Annotated in this window: 18 protein-coding genes; 4 read left to right on the top strand and 14 right to left on the bottom strand. The window is 53.1% G+C overall.

Annotated elements, in window-relative coordinates; translation table 11 throughout:
- Positions 1 to 239 precede the first annotated feature (239 nt).
- The 4 genes from kduD to FDX04_RS03340 form a co-directional block, all read right to left on the bottom strand.
- On the bottom strand, positions 240 to 1,001 hold the full coding sequence (gene kduD, locus FDX04_RS03355) for a 2-dehydro-3-deoxy-D-gluconate 5-dehydrogenase KduD (protein ID WP_003033923.1): 762 nt from the start codon (positions 999 to 1,001) through the stop codon (positions 240 to 242).
- 58 nt (positions 1,002 to 1,059) lie between these two features.
- Complete coding sequence (gene kduI / locus FDX04_RS03350; RefSeq protein ID WP_042310807.1) at positions 1,060 to 1,896, bottom strand: 5-dehydro-4-deoxy-D-glucuronate isomerase; 837 nt, start codon at positions 1,894 to 1,896, stop codon at positions 1,060 to 1,062.
- Positions 1,897 to 2,379: 483 nt separating this feature from the next.
- The gene (locus tag FDX04_RS03345) at positions 2,380 to 3,558 is read right to left on the bottom strand and encodes an acetyl-CoA C-acetyltransferase (protein ID WP_137370436.1); all 1,179 of its coding nucleotides are present in this window, start codon (positions 3,556 to 3,558) and stop codon (positions 2,380 to 2,382) included.
- Between the two features lie 102 nt (positions 3,559 to 3,660).
- Positions 3,661 to 4,545 carry a LysR family transcriptional regulator gene (locus FDX04_RS03340; protein WP_137361280.1) on the bottom strand — a complete coding sequence of 295 codons (885 nt, stop codon included), beginning with the start codon at positions 4,543 to 4,545 and terminating at the stop codon, positions 3,661 to 3,663.
- Positions 4,546 to 4,646: 101 nt separating this feature from the next.
- Between FDX04_RS03340 and FDX04_RS03335 the strand changes: the two genes are divergently transcribed.
- Both FDX04_RS03335 and FDX04_RS03330 read left to right on the top strand, forming a co-directional pair.
- Positions 4,647 to 5,102, top strand: coding sequence for a multidrug/biocide efflux PACE transporter (locus FDX04_RS03335; RefSeq protein WP_061382392.1), 456 nt, complete (start codon positions 4,647 to 4,649; stop codon positions 5,100 to 5,102).
- Between the two features lie 142 nt (positions 5,103 to 5,244).
- Positions 5,245 to 6,474: an amino acid permease gene (locus FDX04_RS03330; protein WP_061382393.1), complete on the top strand. Its 1,230-nt coding sequence runs from the start codon at positions 5,245 to 5,247 to the stop codon at positions 6,472 to 6,474.
- Positions 6,475 to 6,525: 51 nt separating this feature from the next.
- Here the strand turns inward: FDX04_RS03330 and rcnR are convergent, their stop codons facing one another.
- Entirely contained in the window at positions 6,526 to 6,798 is a 273-nt protein-coding gene (gene rcnR / locus FDX04_RS03325; RefSeq protein ID WP_003825567.1) for a Ni(II)/Co(II)-binding transcriptional repressor RcnR, read from the bottom strand.
- A gap of 120 nt (positions 6,799 to 6,918) precedes the next feature.
- On the opposite strand from rcnR, the gene FDX04_RS03320 reads away from it, so the two are divergent.
- Complete coding sequence (locus tag FDX04_RS03320) at positions 6,919 to 7,797, top strand: nickel/cobalt efflux protein RcnA (protein ID WP_137370435.1); 879 nt, start codon at positions 6,919 to 6,921, stop codon at positions 7,795 to 7,797.
- A 45-nt stretch (positions 7,798 to 7,842) separates the two neighbouring features.
- On the opposite strand, the gene FDX04_RS03315 is transcribed toward FDX04_RS03320, so the two are convergent.
- The 7 genes from FDX04_RS03315 to FDX04_RS03285 form a co-directional block, all read right to left on the bottom strand.
- Positions 7,843 to 9,225, bottom strand: coding sequence for an amidohydrolase family protein (locus FDX04_RS03315; protein ID WP_137361282.1), 1,383 nt, complete (start codon positions 9,223 to 9,225; stop codon positions 7,843 to 7,845).
- A 12-nt stretch (positions 9,226 to 9,237) separates the two neighbouring features.
- Complete coding sequence (locus FDX04_RS03310; RefSeq protein ID WP_137361283.1) at positions 9,238 to 10,188, bottom strand: carbamate kinase family protein; 951 nt, start codon at positions 10,186 to 10,188, stop codon at positions 9,238 to 9,240.
- Positions 10,189 to 10,214: 26 nt separating this feature from the next.
- Positions 10,215 to 11,765 carry a xanthine permease gene (locus tag FDX04_RS03305; RefSeq protein ID WP_137361284.1) on the bottom strand — a complete coding sequence of 517 codons (1,551 nt, stop codon included), beginning with the start codon at positions 11,763 to 11,765 and terminating at the stop codon, positions 10,215 to 10,217.
- Between the two features lie 120 nt (positions 11,766 to 11,885).
- Positions 11,886 to 13,301 (bottom strand): DUF1116 domain-containing protein, encoded by a 1,416-nt coding sequence (locus FDX04_RS03300; RefSeq protein WP_137361285.1) that lies wholly within the window; start codon positions 13,299 to 13,301, stop codon positions 11,886 to 11,888.
- Positions 13,301 to 14,848 (bottom strand): acyl-CoA synthetase FdrA, encoded by a 1,548-nt coding sequence (fdrA, locus tag FDX04_RS03295; protein WP_137361286.1) that lies wholly within the window; start codon positions 14,846 to 14,848, stop codon positions 13,301 to 13,303. Before fdrA ends, FDX04_RS03300 begins: the two co-directional genes overlap by 1 nt.
- The gene (locus FDX04_RS03290) at positions 14,826 to 15,614 is read right to left on the bottom strand and encodes a DUF2877 domain-containing protein (protein ID WP_137361311.1); all 789 of its coding nucleotides are present in this window, start codon (positions 15,612 to 15,614) and stop codon (positions 14,826 to 14,828) included. Before FDX04_RS03290 ends, fdrA begins: the two co-directional genes overlap by 23 nt.
- A 126-nt stretch (positions 15,615 to 15,740) precedes the next feature.
- Positions 15,741 to 16,346: an ankyrin repeat domain-containing protein gene (locus tag FDX04_RS03285; protein ID WP_042310828.1), complete on the bottom strand. Its 606-nt coding sequence runs from the start codon at positions 16,344 to 16,346 to the stop codon at positions 15,741 to 15,743.
- Between the two features lie 391 nt (positions 16,347 to 16,737).
- Here FDX04_RS03285 and FDX04_RS03280 point away from each other — a divergent pair, with 391 nt between their 5' ends.
- Positions 16,738 to 17,667 (top strand): LysR substrate-binding domain-containing protein, encoded by a 930-nt coding sequence (locus FDX04_RS03280; protein ID WP_046276120.1) that lies wholly within the window; start codon positions 16,738 to 16,740, stop codon positions 17,665 to 17,667.
- A 35-nt stretch (positions 17,668 to 17,702) separates the two neighbouring features.
- Here the strand turns inward: FDX04_RS03280 and FDX04_RS03275 are convergent, their stop codons facing one another.
- Both FDX04_RS03275 and yjdI read right to left on the bottom strand, forming a co-directional pair.
- Positions 17,703 to 17,975, bottom strand: a complete 273-nt coding sequence (locus tag FDX04_RS03275; protein ID WP_003033869.1) for a GNAT family N-acetyltransferase — start codon at positions 17,973 to 17,975, stop codon at positions 17,703 to 17,705.
- Between the two features lie 11 nt (positions 17,976 to 17,986).
- Positions 17,987 to 18,217: a 4Fe-4S mono-cluster protein YjdI gene (gene yjdI, locus FDX04_RS03270; protein ID WP_032940569.1), complete on the bottom strand. Its 231-nt coding sequence runs from the start codon at positions 18,215 to 18,217 to the stop codon at positions 17,987 to 17,989.
- Between the last annotated feature and the right edge of the window lie 58 nt (positions 18,218 to 18,275).

Here is an 18,275-nt window from a genome sequence, read left to right as displayed (position 1 = left end):
GGCAAAAACATGGATTAAATAGCTACACCACATCGTTATGTGATGGATATTCCAATTTTAAAATTTATCAGCAATCACTCAATTAAATTTAATTTATTGATATTAAAGAGGATTAAACATTACAAATTCATACATATATAATTATGTATGGATTAATTTATGGACAGAATATGGATTAAAATAACTTAAAACCAAAAAAAACCCTGCCAGATGACAGGGTTTGTTATTCAAAAAATGTATTAACGTGCCAGCCAGCCGCCGTCTACCGCAACGGTATAGCCGTTAATATAGTCAGACGCGCTGGACGCCAGGAACACGACAGGCCCCATCAGGTCGCTCGGCAGTCCCCAACGTCCTGCCGGAATACGATCAAGGATTTCTGCGCTACGCTGCTCATCAGCACGCAGCTGCTGAGTGTTGTTGGTCGCCATATAACCCGGCGCAATCGCGTTGACGTTGATGTTATGTTTTGCCCACTCGTTCGCCATCAGACGGGTGACGCCCATTACGCCGCTTTTAGACGCGGTGTAAGACGGAACGCGGATACCGCCCTGGAAAGAGAGCATAGAGGCGATATTGATAATTTTGCCGCCGTTACCCTGAGCGATAAAGTGCTTCGCCGCAGCCTGAGACATAAAGAATACGCTCTTAATGTTCAGGTTCATCACGTCATCCCAGTCTTTTTCGCTGAAGTCGATCGCATCGTCACGACGGATAAGGCCCGCATTGTTGACCAGAATATCGATATGGCCGAATTCTGCCACTGCGCGCTCCAGCAGCGCTGGAATACCATCAATTTGGCGCAGGTCGGCGGTCAGACTTAAAAAACGGCGACCCAGTGCGGTCACGCGTTCGATGGTTTCCGTCGGTTCAACAATGTTGATACCGACAATATCGCAACCCGCTTCCGCCAGACCCAGCGCCATACCCTGACCCAGGCCAGTGTCGCAACCGGTCACAACGGCGACTTTACCTTCAAGAGAGAATGCATTCAAAATCATTGTAAATCCTTAATTTTTTATAATGCCTGCCGCAGGCAGGCACGGCTGTCGCCCGCAACTAGCGCAGATCTTTGACGGCGACATGGTCCATATCATCAAAGACCTGGTTTTCACCAACCATGCCCCAAATGAACGTATAAGCTTTTGTGCCAACGCCCGAGTGAATAGACCAGCTCGGGGAAATCACCGCCTGCTCGTTGTGCATCACAATATGACGCGTTTCCTGAGGCTGTCCCATCATGTGGAAGACGCAGGTATCTTCTTCCATGTTGAAGTAGAAGTAGACTTCCATACGACGTTCATGGGTATGGCACGGCATGGTGTTCCACAGGTTGCCCGGCGCCAGTTCAGTCAGACCCATACTCAACTGGCAGGTTTCCAGCACATCCGGCACAAAATATTTGTTGATGGTACGACGGTTACTGGTGAGGTTGTCGCCCAGCGTCACTGGCGCAACGTCTGCTGGCGTAACTTTTTTGGTTGGATAAGTCGTGTGGGCTGGCGCGCAGTTATAGTAAAACTTCGCCGGTTTCGCCGTATCAACGCTGGCAAACACCACTTCTTTTGCCCCTTTGCCGACGTACAGCGCATCACGGTGACCAATTTCATAGCACTGACCGTCAACGGTAATCGTGCCCGGACCGCCGATATTAATCACACCCAGCTCACGGCGTTCGAGAAAATAGGTTACGCCCAGTTGTTTACCAACTTCGCCACCCACAGAGACGGTTTTGGCCACAGGCATAATGCCGCCAACAATAATACGGTCGATGTGGCTGTAAACCATGGTGTATTCATCTGCGACAAATACTTCTTCGACCAAAAACTCATTACGCAGCCCCTGAGTGTCGAGGGTTTTCGCATGCGCACTATGGATGCTTTGTCTTACGTCCACATTTACCTCCAGTGATAAATTGACCGTGAATGCTTTAACGAATAGCAAAACGCTGTTCCGTTTTATCTAATGCGCTCATGATATCCCTCCCGGATAGGGTTTTCAATTACAACTGAAACGTTGTTTCACTTTTTCCGCATCTTATTATCAAAAGTGTAATTGCGATCACGCTCGGGCATAATAATCGAGGGGGGAAATTTAGAATAAAATCATTTAAAACAATAGGATGGATAAAAACACAAAGAAGTAACTCATTCGTGGCAGGGATAAAACATTGAAAATACAGCCGGGCACAGACGATGTTCGCACACCTTTGCTAACAAAGTGCGCAGTCAATCACATGAAATAAAACATCGTTTTGATATGTTGGCAGAGTTTAGAGTGTATGTTTCTGTAACTGGCCTTGCCCTCCTGTTGGAGGGCTTTTTTAGAGATACAGGGGTAACACACAAAAAAGCGTTTAAGAAGGGAAATCTAAGAGCGTTAATCTCGTTCGATAGCGAGCGCCACCCCTTGACCACCGCCGATACACAACGTTGCCAGCCCCTTGTGCGCCCGACGTTTCACCATTTCATGCACCAGCGATACCAGAATACGACACCCCGATGCGCCAATCGGATGGCCGAGCGCGATAGCGCCGCCGTTCACATTTACCCGTCGTTCATCCCACTCCAGCATTTTCCCAACGGACAATGCCTGCGCAGCGAACGCTTCGTTGGCTTCGATCAGATCAACATCAGCCAGTTGCCAGCCCACACGCTCAAGGCAGCGACGTGTAGCATACACCGGCGCAATCCCCATGAGCGCGGGATCGACCCCAACGCTGGCGAACGCGCGAATGCGGGCCAGCACCGGTAAATTCAGCTCCTGCGCCTTGGCTTCGCTCATCACCATCACCGCGGCGGCGCCATCGTTGATGGATGAGGCGTTCCCCGCAGTGACCGACCCGAGCCGGTCGAAGGTAGGATCCAGACGCGCCAGCCCTTCTGCGCTGGCATCGGTGCGCGGTTGTTCGTCGGTATCCACCACGAATGATTGCCCGTTACGCTGGGTCACCACCGGCACGATTTCATCTTTAAAGCGTCCGGCGTCGATGGCCATCCGCGCCTTGTGCTGCGAATGCAGCGCGTAGGCATCCTGTAATTCACGGCTAATGCCATATTCCCGCGCCAGGTTTTCCGCAGTGACGCCCATATGATAATCGTTGAAAGCATCCCACAGACCGTCATGCACCAGGCTGTCGACCAGTTGACTATTGCCTAACTGCGCGCCGGTGCGACTATCGGTCAGAACATGCGGTGCACGGCTCATATTCTCCTGCCCACCGGCAATCACAATGTCGGCTTCACCGCACTGGATAGCCTGGGTCGCCAGATGCAGTGCTTTCAGCCCCGAACCGCAAACATCGTTAATGGTGATGGCGGAAACGGTATTAGGCAGTCCACCATTGATGGCGGACTGACGGGCTGGGTTCTGCCCGGCACCTGCGGTAAGCACCTGCCCGAGGATCACTTCATCCACGGCGTGAACATCTACACCCGTGCGTTCCAGCAACGCCTTGACCACCATACTGCCTAACTCAACGGCAGAGTGGCGCGCCAGCGTCCCCTGGAAGCAGCCGATCGGTGTTCTTAACGCCCCGACTATCACAACCTCTTTCATCACTACCTCAGCGCAAAATAACACCGCAATAGTAGATGATTGTTAAAAGTAGTTATCAAAGTTGTTTAAAAATGGTGATTTTTATCACAAAGGAAATTCGTATCATTTATTGGTCATCTGAACGCCACTCTGCTGTAAATGGTCGCGCAGCCAACTTCCCGCCACGCCAGGCGGTGATTTCTTATTCCACAACAGATCGATAGAGATAGCCTTTGGCCAACCGGGCACCTGTAGTTGAACCAGCGGTTTTTCCGCTGCAAACTCCTCCACCAGCGCACAAGGGAGCGCGCACCAACCGAATCCCTGAACCGCCATACTCAATAACAGCAAATAGTTAGGCGCCGACCAGACGGGGCCACGTGCCACGTTACTGCCGCTTTCCAGATAGGTATTCAAACGCAGTTCACGCCAGGTGTGGAGTTGTTCCCATTGTAGTTTTTCCTGACTCGCCAGCGGATGTGAGGCCGCAACGTATAACCCCATCCAGGTTTGCATCGGCAGCCGCGTCACGCCCATGTCGGTCGGATAATCCTCTCTTGCCTCAATCAACCCGACCTGCGCGCGCCCTTTTTGCAGCAGATCGATCACGTCTTCATCTTCACCAATCAGACATTCAAACTCGGTATGCGGAAACTTGCGGTCAAACTGCACCATTAATTCTTCCAGCACATCCGGGTGCAGCGTGTCCGAAAGTACGAAGGTCAGGCGCGCTTCCGTTTCACCCGACAGCGAGATAGCCGCCTCATCGAGACGTTCGCTGGCCGTCAAAATTGCCTGCACATATCCCAGCACCCGCTTACCTTCTTCGGTCAGCGTTGGCTGACGGGACGATCGGTCAAACAGCGCAAAACCAAGATCGGCTTCCAGATGCGCAATAGCCGTACTGATGGTGGACTGGCTTTTACGCAGTCGTCGGGCCGCGGCAGAAAATGAGCCGCAGGAAACGGTCTCTACAAATGCCGTTAATGCTTCAGGAGAGTAACGCATGAACTATCTACTTTATCGATGGATACTATCTTTTAGATATCACATAAAACGATAAAATTGCCACCATTCCGTTATCCGGGCATCAAAGAAGGTTTTAGGTTATGCAACACGATACAGTCCAGCGCCGCTCACTAGTGGAGCGTATTTTTCACGCCGTTTGTTTTGAAGGCATTGCCACCGCAATCCTTGCGCCAACCACCGCGTGGCTGATGCAGCGCTCGGTGCTGGAAATGGGCGGGCTGACAATTATTCTGGCTACCACGGCGATGATCTGGAATATCATTTATAACGCCCTGTTTGACCGCTTATGGCCGTCGCATCGGGTAAAACGTACGGCGAAAGTTCGCGCCTTTCACGCCTTAGGCTTCGAGAGCGGGTTTATTGTGATCGGGGTGAGCATCGTGGCCTATGTGCTGAACGTCAGCCTGCTTCAGGCATTCACGTTGGAAATAGGTTTCTTCCTGTTCTTCCTGCCGTACACCATGCTCTATAACTGGGCGTATGACACATTACGCGAGCGCGTTATGAAGCGCCGCCAGCAGCGTGTTACTGCCTGATAATTCAATAAATAGTCGGAATTATCTTGATTCCGACTATTTATCCATTCACCAGCCCACTTGTTCACACTTCCCCCAGCCCCTCTCATTTGTGGTAAATTGCGCTTCTTTTTGTTTATTTTATAGTTGATACGTTCAAATAATGTCGAAAATTTGGTCAAAAGAAGAGACTCTCTGGAGCTTCGCACTATATGGGACTGCCGTCGGTGCAGGAACCCTCTTCCTCCCCATACAGCTGGGTTCAGCAGGCGCGGTAGTGCTGTTTATCACCGCCCTCGTGGCCTGGCCTTTAACCTACTGGCCACACAAGGCGCTGTGCCAGTTTATCCTGTCGTCAAAAACGTCTGCTGGCGAAGGCATCACCGGTGCAGTCACCCATTACTACGGCAAGAAGATTGGCAACCTGATCACCACCCTCTATTTTATTGCCTTCTTTGTGGTCGTGCTGATCTACGCCGTGGCGATAACCAATTCACTCACTGAACAGTTGGCAAAACATATCACTATCGATTTGCGTGTTCGTATGCTGGTCAGTCTCGGTGTGGTGCTGGTGCTGAACCTGATTTTTCTGATGGGCCGACAAGCCACCATTCGGGTTATGGGCTTTCTGGTATTCCCACTGATTGCTTACTTTTTGTTCCTTTCGCTTTACCTGACCGGAAGCTGGCAGCCAACGCTACTCACCGGCCAGATGTCTTTCGATCAGCACACGCTTCATCAGGTTTGGATCTCTATTCCCGTGATGGTTTTCGCTTTTAGCCATACGCCAATTATCTCTACGTTCGCTATTGACCGACGTGAGAAATACGGCGAGCAGGCCATGGGTAAATGCAAAAAAATCATGAAGGTCGCCTACATCATCATCTGCCTGAGCGTACTGTTTTTCGTCTTCAGCTGTTTGCTTTCGATTCCGACAAACTATATCGAAGACGCGAAAAATGAAGGCGTGACCATTCTGTCAGCGTTATCGATGATGCCAAACGCACCGGCATGGCTGTCAATTTCCGGGATTATCGTCGCCGTCGTGGCGATGTCAAAATCGTTCCTCGGCACCTACTTTGGCGTGATTGAAGGGGCAACGGAAGTGGTAAAAACGTCGCTGCATCAGGTGGGCGTGAAGAAAAGCCGGGCCTTTAACCGCGCCCTGTCCATCATGTTAGTGTCGGCCATTACGTTTATCATCTGCTGCATTAACCCTAATGCGATTTCAATGATTTACGCCATTAGCGGGCCATTGATTGCCATGATTTTGTTTATCATGCCGACTCTCTCCACTTATCTGATACCGGCGTTGAAGCCGTACCGTTCAGTGGGTAATTTAATCACCCTGATTGTCGGTCTGCTGTGTGTATCTGTGATGTTTTTTGGCTAGAACGTGTAGTTAACGGCTCATTCCAGTACGTGGATGAGCCGTTAAACTGACTTATTTGATGTACGAATCCAGTACCTTCAACACCACGTCCAAATCTTCTTCGCGCTTTATTTCATCGCCCTGATGCACGATGTGCTCGGTCAGATGACCTTTAATCACCTCACGCATTAATCCGTTTACCGCCCCGCGGATCGCCGCTATTTGCTGCAATACCGCCGCGCATTCATGCGGTTCATCCAGCATGGTTTTCAACGCCGCTACCTGCCCCTGAATCTTGCTGGTTCGGGCTTTCAGCTTTTGTTTGTCGCGGATCGTATGTGACATAACTTTACCTATTTAACGTCTGGCTGTAGCGACAATACCATCGACATTCTACTGGGGGGTAGTATTTAATACTGGGGGGGAGTAGAATCAGGCGAAATTAAACAACTAAGAATCATTCTCATGGGTGAGTTTTCTACGCTTCTTCAGCAAGGCAACGCCTGGTTTTTCATTCCCAGCGCGATTTTATTGGGTGTGTTACACGGTCTGGAACCGGGGCATTCGAAAACGATGATGGCGGCTTTTATTATTGCCATTAAAGGCACCATCAAACAGGCAGTGATGCTGGGGTTGGCGGCAACGCTGTCGCATACCGCAGTGGTGTGGTTGATCGCGCTCGGCGGGATGTATATCAGCAAAGCGTTTACCGCCCAGGCCGTTGAGCCATGGCTGCAGTTTGTCTCGGCGATTATTATTCTCGGCACTGCATTCTGGATGTTCTGGCGCACCTGGCAGGGAGAGCAGAACTGGCTGGCCCGGACGCATCACGAGCATCACCATGATCATGACGATCATCATCATCACCACCACCATCATCATGACCACGATGATGATCATCACCACCATCACCACGATCATGACCATGCCGCGCTGGCAGGGCTGAGCGAGGGTTCAAAAGAGTATCAGGATGCCCACGAACGGGCGCATGCCACCGACATTCAGCGCCGCTTTGCCGGTAAAGAGGTCACTAACGGCCAAATATTACTGTTTGGTCTGACCGGCGGGTTAATCCCCTGCCCTGCCGCCATTACGGTGCTGCTGATTTGCATCCAGCTCAAAGCCTTCACGCTGGGCGCGACTATGGTGCTGTGCTTCAGCCTCGGACTGGCGTTGACGTTGGTGACGGTGGGAGTGGGTGCAGCAATCAGCGTACAGCAGGCGGCCAAACGCTGGAGTGGATTTAATACGCTGGCACGCAAAGCGCCCTATTTTTCCAGCGCGCTCATCGCCATGGTCGGCTTATATATGGGGATTCACGGCTATATGGGGATCGTTGGTTAACGAGCGGAGCGCGCAGCAGCGATTGCCGCTGCGCGTAAATCCAGATTAGCTGGCGACATTCCCCCACACCAGTTGCCCTTTATGGAAGGTCGCGGTGCGAGGGGAGATGCGGGCAACCGCTTCCGCCGAACAGGAGGCATCCACCAGCACAAAGCTGGCTTCATCCTTCGCTTTCGGCCACACGCGTTCACCTTTATCGTTTAGCGGCAGCACATCGCCGGTGGCAAGAAACAGCGCGCGCGACAGGTTAAGCTCGTTCGGGCGAATATAGAGCTGCGCGTACAGATTCGCCTTCTCCAGCATGTCTCCCAGCCCGTACGGCGACCAGTGGTCAATCACGCTGTCGGTCCCGGTAATCACCTCCACGCCTTTGTCACGCAGCTGTTTGAGCGGCATATGCAATGTGCCAATCGGCACCGTCGAGGCAATGGTAATCTGCTGCGCCGCCATACGGGTCGCCAGCGCGTCAACCTGCTGCTCGTTCAGCGTTGCCAGCGCGAAAGCGTGGCTGATGGTCAGTTTGCCCTTCAACTGCGGCGTTTTCTCTACCGTTTCCACCATGTAATTCACCGCCGCCACGCCCGCCGGGCTGGTTTCGTGCAGATGAATATCCACGCCTTTATCGTAATCCAGCGCAATCTGGAACATGGTGTCGAGGGATTTTTCCATCGCCCCGTCGACGCTGGTTGGGTCCAGACCACCGACGTAATGCGCCCCCGCCTGCATAGCTTCACGCATCAGCGGTTCAGATTTTGATAACAGCAAGCCATGCTGTGGAAACGCCACAATTTCACAGGCAAAACCCGGCTGGCGACGCGCCAACACCGCCTGCAGGTTTTCCAGGTTTTTCAGCCCGGAAACCGGTTCTATGTTGCAGTGGCTACGGGCAATCGAGGTACCTTTAGATTGCAGCAAATCGATAAGCTTTTCCGCGCGCTCCTGGGTGTATGGCTGGAGTTCAGGCAGCAGCTTTTGTTCCAGGCGGATCATATCCTGAATAGTGGTACCAGCCGGACGGTTCAGTGAGCGCCACGGACCACCATAAAAGGTTTTATCCAGGTGGATGTGCATATCGCGCATGGCGGGCAGCATCAGCTTGCCACCCGCATCGTAGTGCGGCAGCGTCGCATCCGGATGCTGCTTATTCTCACGCAGCGCAACAATTTTCCCGTCCTGGATTTCAACAGTTTGCAGTGCGGTACGGGTATGTACCACCACCGCGTTTTCGTAATCAAACCCCGTTTCCAGCAGAACGTTGTCCAGGTAATAGTGTTTATCGTTAATCGTCATCGTGCTCTTCGACCCGCAGGTGTTCCCGACAGGATTAGCAGCATACGCGACCGGAGCCACTGCGCCAAACAGCGCGGCAGCGGTCACCATTTTTCCGCTCTGGCTTAAAAATTCGCGGCGGCTGTTACTTTCTTTCATTCGCATCTCCTCTCAGGAATGGACAATGTGGGTACCCGTTTCACCGCGGATTGCGGCGGGCAGACATTCCGGCGTGGTGATGATTACCCGCTTACCTCCGCGCGCCAGGAACGCCAGACTGGCAACGATCTTCGGCAGCATGCTGCCCGGCGGGAAATGTCCTTCCTGCATGTAGCGGGTCATCGTGGCGACATCCACCGTATCCAGCGCCTGCTGCTCAGGTTTGCCAAAGTGAATACACACTTTCTCAACACCGGTGGTGATCACCAGAATGTCGGCGCGGATCTCCTGGGCCAGCAGCGCGGTGGAAAGATCTTTATCAATCACCGCGTCCACGCTCTGGTAATCACCTTGCTCACCACGCACCACAGGGATCCCGCCGCCGCCCGCGCCAATCACCACAAAGCCTTGCTGGGTCAGTGCCTTAATCGCCTCGGCTTCGACGATGCGCTTCGGCTCTGGCGAAGCGACCACCCGACGGTAGCCGCGCCCGGAATCCTCCACAAATCGCCAGCCCGGATTGACCCGCTGTAGTTCATCGCGCTGGGCTGCGCTAAAGAACGCGCCGATAGGTTTGGTTGGATTCGCGAAGCCCGGATCGTTTTTGTCGACCTCCACCTGCGTGACCACCGTAACTGCCTTCTGCTCACCGCGCCGCGCCAGACGGTTATTCAGCGCCTGTTGGATCAGATAACCAATACCGCCCTGCGTATCGGCAACGCAGTTTGCCAGCGGGGTGAGTGGCAACCCTTCACGCTCGTGTGCGATTTCCGCCCGCCGCAGATCCAGTCCCACCTGCGGTCCGTTCCCGTGAGTCAGCACAATGTTGTAGTCCGAGGCCAACATTTCCAGCACCGTGTCCGCAACTGCTTTCACCGCTTCAGCCTGGTGCTCAATCGACTGGCTGGCGTTATCTTTGATAATGCTGTTGCCGCCAATGGCAACGACCACAAGTTCTTTCATAGTGTTATCTTCCGCTTGCAGACGATTCAGGTGGATTTCGTCGGTTGTTGCTCAGGTGCAGTCACCGCTTCACGACTGTCGAGCACGTGCTTAAGGACAAACATGCCGCTCATCATCAGGTAGGCCAGCACAAACATCATCGAACTGCCCTCTGCAAAGCCGACCGCCGAGGAGTGGATCACACCAAACAGCGACAGCAGGGCGCCAAAGGCAGCGGCAATCGCCCCACGCAACGGCTTATTCATAATGGCGAAGATGGCGACACAGCCCCACAGCATGCTGGCCAGCGGCGCGCCGCTTCCAAGATGCACCAGCCCGTCGTAATAGACGCCTTTGCTGTGCAGCAGGTCGCTACCCAGTTTTCCGGCTGACGTACCGGCCGCACCCATCACGCTATTAACGATGGTTAGCGCCCAGTTAGCGATCCACGGGAACAGGCAGATGAAGATAACGGGAACCTCGACTTTGGGCGTTTCTCGCACCACCTGGTTGGCGGTCACCACGCCGATAAACACCAAAATTGGCACTATCGCGGTCATCGGAATAATGGCGAGCATAAACGCGCCCAGCCCAAACAGCGGCACCAGGAACATGGTGATGCCTGAAGCGAGGGTATAGCCGATGCTGGCGCCCATCGCTTTCCAGCCCGCATGCCCAACATATACGGTCACCGGGAACGGGTTACCGAGCATGCAGCCGAGCATGGAGGCAAAACCGTTCGCCATCATGACTTTACGGGTGTTGTACTCATCGCCCGCAGCGTGTGCACTTTCAATGTTTTCGAGGTCAAAAATGTAGTTCGCCAGACCCAGCGGAACCGCAGACGCCAGATACGGCAGCGCGTGCGGCAGCCCTTGCAAGAAGCTGTCGACATGAATTTCCGGCGGGTTAAAGCCAAAAGAAGACATCGACGCTTTAATCGCCTCCGGGCTTTGCAAACCCGAGATCCACGCCAGTGCCGTACCGGCAATCAGTAACAGCAAACCAGTAGGAATGCGGGCAAAAATTGGCTTCTTACCGAACCAGTTAATAAAGATCAGCAGCAGGACGATGAAAGAAACGGTTGGCGCTTCAAATGCCTGCAGCATTGGGTTCATCGCCAACAACAGCAGGCCCAGGCCGGATAAACAAGAGAGCAGTACCGTTCGTGGGATCATCTTGCGGATGGTCTCGCCAAGGAAGGAGCCGCCCACCAGGATTAATGCTTCCACAAAGCACCACACCAGCGCTATCTGGATGGCGAAGTTGGCATCTTTGGTTTGCTGATAAACCGGCATCAGCACCAGGAAGGTCACGGTAAAGATCGACGGTGCGCTGGGACCGGACGGCAGCGCCGTTACGTCATTACGTCCGGTGTGTTTTGCCATTTGCAGGCCAAACCAGGCGTAGCAGACGCTGGCCACCAGCACCGCCAGACCAAAGGCAGGCGCAATGCGACCATAGACAATTTCGGTAGGGATCCCGACGACAAAAATGAGCAGCCCCATCATTGTCAGCAGGTTCGTCAGGTTGTTGGTCATCAGCCCGAAGTAAGCCGCCCAGTCACCACGTTTCCATTCTAGTTTTATGCTGTTCATGGAATATCCTTAACAGGTTAAGCATCGTTTGCGATCGCGGAGATCGCCCAGCCCTGCAGGTAAGCAACGTTTAACGCTTTGCTACTGTGGGGCTAACGCCGTTAGCCCCGGTTGTTGTTATTAGCAGTAGCGGTCACGCCAGTTGAGGATCGCCTTTTCAAAACAGGCGAACGGCGGGTGAACGATTCCGGCACCGATCATGCCGATCCCCGCATCTTTGTGCGCAATGGCGGTGTTGATCACTGGCAAAATGCCGGTGCTGCCCACGCGCGTAATGTCGATAGCGGTCGGTACCCCCATGAAACCGAGCAGCGGAATGGTAACGTTGGGGTTTTCACCGAGGGTGATTTCGCGCATCTGGCGAGAGAAATCGACCGCCTCCTCGACTGTACCGCCGACCAGCGCCACAATGGCAGGCGCCGTCGCCATGGCAAAACCGCCAATGCCATAGGTTTCGGTAATCGCGCTATCGCCGATATCACGCCCGGAATCTTCCGGCTTATAGCCCGCGAACATTGGACCAATCACCTGCTGCGCCGGGCCGGTAAACCATTGCCCCGGCAACCCGCTGACGCGCAGACCGAACTCGACGCCGTTACGCGCCATCGTCGTGACCACGGTGCTGTATTCAATGCCGTGTGCGGCATCCATCGCGGCTTTACACATCGCCATCCAGGTCGGCCCGGAGAAGTAATCGCTGCTGAGGACGAACTCGAATACTTCACGCTGCTGCTCAACCGGATAACCGGTCTGGATTATCCACGGCGTTAGCGCCTGAATCAGTAGCGCCGTCCCGGCGTTGTTACGGTTATGGCACTCATCGCCCATGTGCAACGCCTGCGCCAGCATCAGACGCAGATCGATTTCACCCGCCAACTTCATGGCATCACGCAGCATCGGTCCCATCACATCGCGCATCCAGTTCAGTCGATCGATAACGCTCTGATCGTTCGCCCCCATGCGCAGGATCTTCGCCATCTGCTCGCTCATATTGGTATATGCGCGGTTGCCGTAGGTTTTGTTCTCCACGATGTGCATAAACATCGACGCCGACGTCACCCCCGCCATCGAGCCAACACAGTCATGCTCGTGGCACGGTGAGAAGATGATTTCACCCGAGGCGGCCAGTTCGGCAGCTTCATCCAGATCTTTCGCCAGCCCTTCAAACACCAGCGCCCCGGTTACCGCGCCCTTCATCGCGCCGCACATTTTTTCCCAGCGGATCGGTGGCCCGGCGTGCAAAATGGTGTTGCGGGTCATCCCCGGCACCACGTTGATAGCCTGGTCATAACCAATCAGCACCGGATGCGACTGGATGATGCGCTCCAGCGCCTGCAGGTTAGCGGCTGCGATTTTGTCCGCCAGCGGCGAATCAGCAATGTCATCCAGCGCGGCCACGACCTGCATATTGCCCTGGCCCGGCGGCGTCCAGTCGAGTTGAGTCACGGGCACATTCTGTTTTTTCAGGTCATCGCTGAACATCGCGATGCCGACGTTAATCACGTTCAGCGGCTGGTTAAACAGTGTCTGGCTCATCAGGCTTCCTCCCCTTTACAAATAAATTCACGCGCCAGCAATCCGGTGTTGGTACTACTGCTCGCCCAGATAACCCCGGCATCGGTCAGCATCTGGCACTGTTTTTCCAGCGACGGCGTATCGAGATCGGTTCCCAGCACATAGCCGAGGATTTCCAGCGGACGCCCCTCTGCGGAGGCGATCGCTTTGGCTTCAACGATCGCGTCCAGCATCACCCCGACCGGATCTTCATGCGATCCAAATCCAAGCACGAAGTCCATCACGATCACGCCCACTTCAGGATCGCGCGCCTCCTGCAACAGACGACTAATACGGTTGGTGGGATCGATCATCGGGTGTGGTTTACCGTTGGTAAAATCGTCATCACCGAAATCAAGGAAGGTATGCGCCACGCTGCGGTTGAGATCTTTCAGGCGAAACGCCGGATCCGGATGAATGTTGCTGTAAACCTGCGCGTGTTTTTCCATGGCGGCAAACATCGCCTCATCACACAACGTGCCGCCGCAGAACAAGCCACGGATATACTTTTGCTGCGGGGTCAGACGGGCGCGGACCTCTTCAATCAGCGGCCAGTTGAGCGGATGCAGGTCCAGGCTCTCTTTTTTCACGCCGGTCAGCAGCACCGCTTTCAGCGCCGCCTCTTTGGTACCGCGTGCAAACTGCAGACCTTTTTCATCCGCAGGCGCGGCTTCGCGTCCGAGGAAGCACACCACGACTGGCTTTTGGCAGGCGCGCGCACGTTCCAGCACCTTGCGCGCCACCGCTGGGGCAGGTGGTTTAGAGATAAGCGCAATGATTTCGGTTTGCGGATCGGCTTCCAGCATGCCAATCGCATCAAGCATCATCAGGCCGCCAATCTTCTCACTTAGATCGCGACCACCGGTGCCAATCAGTTGGGAAATCCCGCCGCCAAACTCGTGAATACGTACGCTCAGTTCCTGGCTACCGGTACCGGACGCACCAACAATCCCAATGTTGCCGCGACGTACCGCGTTGCCAAAGCACAGCGCCGCGCCGTTAATAATGGCGGTCCCGCAGTCTGGCCCCATCATCAACAGCCCTTTTTCGTGCGCCAGCTGTTTTAGCGCCAGTTCATCCTCAAGAGAAACGTTGTCCGAGAACAGCATCACGTTGAGGTTATTTTGCAGCGCCTGACGCGCTTCACGCGCCGCAAACAGACCATTGACCGAGATCACCGCCAGGTTACTGTCAGGCACATGCTTCTTGGCACTAGCAAGCGTGGCATAGCGCGCTTCATGCTGGCCGCCCTGCTCTTTATGCGTAAACAGATCTTCAATTGCCACCAGTGTCTGGTCGTTCGCCGCCTCGCTTGCGCCTTTAATGACAATCATCAGATCGCCACTTTTTGCCTCTTCCAGTTCAGGCGTCAGCAGGTCGAGATTCTTCAGCACACCCTTGTTCATTTCCGTGGCCATCGCCACGAATGCCTGCTCAACGCCATCGAGCTTATTTGCACGTGTGGAGATAGACATCAGTGAAACGGAATCAAAATACGTGTTCTTTTTAACAACTATCCTGATCGACATAATTCCCTCCGGACCTGTGGCTCAGGGCGCAGGCGTCCGCCATGCCATACAGCATGTCGCAGCCAGAACTTGAGCCGATATTTTTAATGTCAGTAATATATTGCGTAGAAACGGGTTGTTGCTCAGTAATAATATGTTGCAGCAGCCGCACGACGCTTTCCCGATAACGTTGATGCAAAGCTTCTTCGAGCGTTATTTTGCTAAGTAGCGTCGTATTATTTCCGGCGCATTGTAATGCCGCTAAAAAATCTCCACGATATTTCTCCAGCGGATGTCCTGGGATTAATAAAATGGCACTTAAGCCCACTAAATAATCATCGGATGATGGCGTCAGGCCAATTCCCAGACCAATTAAATGGCTGGCCGCTGTAGAAATATTTACTCCCGTATATAGCGCCGCTATTAGTGTTTGTCGGCGGTTGAGTAATTGACGGGTGATTTCCTGATAAAACGGGTTGTCCCCCTGATACAAAAATAATGTGTCGTCGCTGTTTAACTGTTGGCGGATTACCTCTTCCCAGCGCTGCCAGCGGACTGCGGCGAGGGTTACTGCATCTGGCGTCCACTGTGGTATGCGCCACGGCAGGCAACCAGAGGTCTCTATCCATTTATCTTTGCCAACGGCTATCCCCGACTCGGTAAATCTGACCTGCTCACCGGGGAGAAACAGGTCCGCGCAATGCGTCAGCGCCAGCCGACAGCTATTAGGCGCGTTATCACAACCTTCACTCAGCAACGTCAACAGTCGCTGCTGGTCAGGTATCAACAGGTTCACCGCGCGGGAAAAAACCTGTTCAACTTGCCCCGTTCCCCGGAAAGCGAGAAACGCGCTATCTGCGGTTAGCGCCTGTACGCATCGCCGTGATGGCGTAGCGATAGCGGCGCTCCTCTGTCAGGCTCCGGCAGCAATCAGCAGCTCGGCAATTTCGTGATAACCTTTCTCGCGCGCCAGTTCCAGCGGGGTTTTACCATATTTATCCGTCATATGTGGATTCGCGCCATGATCGAGCAGCAGCTTGACGATCTCCTGCTGTTTCGCGCCGCCGTCATTAAGCACAATGGCTTCCAGAAGCGGCGTCCAGCCAACAAAGTTGGTATGGTTGACATTGATATCAGTACGCAGCAGTAGTTCGCGCACAATCTCCACATGTCCTTTTTCACTGGCTGGCGTAATGCCTACGCCGCCAAAACGACTCAGGCAGTTAAGGTCGGGGTTAGCAGGCAATACGGTACGCAGCAGCGTTAAATCGTCAGTCAGGCAGCTAATCAGGAAAGGATTAAAACAGGTTTGGTCCTGTTTATTAATATCGGCACCGGCGGCAATCAGTAAAGAAACACAGTCATAATGCTTATTCAGGCTGGCAATAATAATGGCGGTACGTCCCTGGCGGTTCGTGGCATTAATATCCACATTTTTTGCCAGACAGGATTTTAATCCATCGGCATTACCTTGCTCTGCCGCCAGCAGAAATTCAGTAATGAGTTCTTTCTCTGACATAATTGCTCTCCTGCAGTTTTTTAGACTTTTTAAATATCCGATAAGCTGAGAATAGCAACAGAGTGTAGAGAATAACATCCGCTTAAATTTCATTCATCGTAAGCGTGGCAATTATTGAATAAAATTTAACAATGAGAGGAAACCGTGCTGTAGTGCAATCTTTCCCTTATGGCTGGGGCGTTTTTTGCCACTCATTACTAGTCCGGTAAATCAGGCGGTATGCTGCACGGATAGCGGCCTGCAATTAATATGCAGAAGTGTGATTACCTTCAAATCAAATGTAAAACTAGTGTTAAATTCTGTTCAAAACTGATTGCTCTGTATAAGGATTACAAATACATTCAACAATCATTATGTGGCGGGGCGTGTTGGTTGCCTGAAGGGAGAAAAGATGAATTCCATTTTTACCGAGGAAAATCTGCTGGCATTTACTATGGCTGCCCGCTACAGCAGCTTCAGCAAAGCTGCGGAGGAGCTAGGCTTAACCACATCAGCAATTAGCTATACCATTAAACGCATGGAGGTGGGGCTTGATGTGGTGCTGTTTACGCGTAGCACCCGTAGCATTGAGTTGACTGAATCTGGCCGCTATCTGTTTCGCAAGGCCACCGACCTGCTCAACGATTTCCACGCGATTAAGCGCAGCATTGATACCATCGCTCAGGGCATTGAAGCCCGGGTGCGCATCTGTATTAACCAGTTGTTGTACACCCCACAGCATACGGCACGACTGCTGCAGGTACTCAAGAAACAGTTCCCTACCTGCCAGATAACCGTCACCACCGAGGTGTATAACGGCGTCTGGGATTCGATCATCAACAACCTTGCCAATATTGCCATTGGCGCACCCGATACGTTACTGGACGGCGGCGGGATTGATTATACCGAGATCGGCGCTATTCGCTGGTCGTTTGCCATTGCCCCGGATCATCCCTTGGCTTTCATGCCTGAACCGATTTCTGAGAGCCAGCTGCGTTTGTATCCGAACATTATGGTGGAAGACACCGCCCACACCATTAACAAAAAGGTCGGGTGGCTGTTACACGGTCAGGAGTCGATTCTGGTTCCCGATTTTAATACCAAATGTCAGTGCCAAATTCTGGGCGAAGGCATCGGTTTTTTACCGGACTATATGGTGCGCGAAGCGATGGAAAAGTCGCTGCTGGTCACGCGACAGATCCACAACCCACGTCAGGATTCACGGATGCTGCTGGCGACCCAGCATTCGGCAACCGGTCGAGTAACCCAGTGGATTAAAAAAGAGTTTGGCCCGCAAGGGGTACTGACGGGCATTTATCAGGATTTGCTGCATCGGGAGTGATATGCCGGATAAGTCTATCCGGCGAAAATCAGACGTCAGGCGCGAATATCGTCGTACTCGCGGGTTTTATCAAATTCATGTTTGGCAAACGGGCACAGCGGAATAACTTTGCGGTTTTCAGCGCGCATTTTCTCCACTACCTTCGCCACTAGTTGTTTGCCGACACCCTGACCTTTCAGACTGGGGTCAACATCGGTATGTTCAATGATGCTCAGATGCTCGCCCGTCGGCACAAAGACAATCTCGGCAACCTGATTGCCTTCGGCATCGTTGACATAAAATTTGTTGTGGCCTGCAAGAATTTCCATGATTCCCTCACTTATTTCTGGCGATATTTCAGCGCACCGCTTGGACAGGTATCGATGACCTTAATCACCGTCGCGACATCCACTTCATCGGGGATTATCCAGGGTTTGCGTTTCAGATTGAAAAGCTTCGCGCTTCCCCGCACGCAATTCCCTGAATGCTGACATATCGCCGTATTGAAGTAGACGTCAATCTTCTCGCCGGTATAGGCCCGGTAGCCTGCATCAAGTAGTTCCTTTTCCACGACATTGCCTCGCATTTTTTATTGTCTGAGTCTAATCATAGACCGATGCGAGTCTGAA

The organism is Citrobacter sp. wls615 (genome assembly GCF_005281355.1).
Lineage (GTDB): Bacteria > Pseudomonadota > Gammaproteobacteria > Enterobacterales > Enterobacteriaceae > Citrobacter > Citrobacter werkmanii.
This window is presented reverse-complemented; position numbering and strand designations above follow the sequence as displayed.

Excerpts from the sequence above, each read along its gene's own strand:
- kduD (WP_003033923.1), bottom strand. The coding sequence starts at position 1,001 with ATGATTTTGAATGCATTCTCTCTTGAAGGTAAAGTCGCCGTTGTGACC.
- FDX04_RS03345 (WP_137370436.1), bottom strand. The coding sequence starts at position 3,558 with ATGAAAGAGGTTGTGATAGTCGGGGCGTTAAGAACACCGATCGGCTGC.
- FDX04_RS03340 (WP_137361280.1), bottom strand. The coding sequence starts at position 4,545 with ATGCGTTACTCTCCTGAAGCATTAACGGCATTTGTAGAGACCGTTTCC.
- FDX04_RS03335 (WP_061382392.1), top strand. The coding sequence starts at position 4,647 with ATGCAACACGATACAGTCCAGCGCCGCTCACTAGTGGAGCGTATTTTT.
- FDX04_RS03330 (WP_061382393.1), top strand. The coding sequence starts at position 5,245 with ATGTCGAAAATTTGGTCAAAAGAAGAGACTCTCTGGAGCTTCGCACTA.
- rcnR (WP_003825567.1), bottom strand. The coding sequence starts at position 6,798 with ATGTCACATACGATCCGCGACAAACAAAAGCTGAAAGCCCGAACCAGC.
- FDX04_RS03320 (WP_137370435.1), top strand. The coding sequence starts at position 6,919 with ATGGGTGAGTTTTCTACGCTTCTTCAGCAAGGCAACGCCTGGTTTTTC.
- FDX04_RS03315 (WP_137361282.1), bottom strand. The coding sequence starts at position 9,225 with ATGAAAGAAAGTAACAGCCGCCGCGAATTTTTAAGCCAGAGCGGAAAA.
- FDX04_RS03310 (WP_137361283.1), bottom strand. The coding sequence starts at position 10,188 with ATGAAAGAACTTGTGGTCGTTGCCATTGGCGGCAACAGCATTATCAAA.
- FDX04_RS03305 (WP_137361284.1), bottom strand. The coding sequence starts at position 11,765 with ATGAACAGCATAAAACTAGAATGGAAACGTGGTGACTGGGCGGCTTAC.
- FDX04_RS03300 (WP_137361285.1), bottom strand. The coding sequence starts at position 13,301 with ATGAGCCAGACACTGTTTAACCAGCCGCTGAACGTGATTAACGTCGGC.
- fdrA (WP_137361286.1), bottom strand. The coding sequence starts at position 14,848 with ATGTCGATCAGGATAGTTGTTAAAAAGAACACGTATTTTGATTCCGTT.
- FDX04_RS03285 (WP_042310828.1), bottom strand. The coding sequence starts at position 16,346 with ATGTCAGAGAAAGAACTCATTACTGAATTTCTGCTGGCGGCAGAGCAA.
- FDX04_RS03280 (WP_046276120.1), top strand. The coding sequence starts at position 16,738 with ATGAATTCCATTTTTACCGAGGAAAATCTGCTGGCATTTACTATGGCT.
- FDX04_RS03275 (WP_003033869.1), bottom strand. The coding sequence starts at position 17,975 with ATGGAAATTCTTGCAGGCCACAACAAATTTTATGTCAACGATGCCGAA.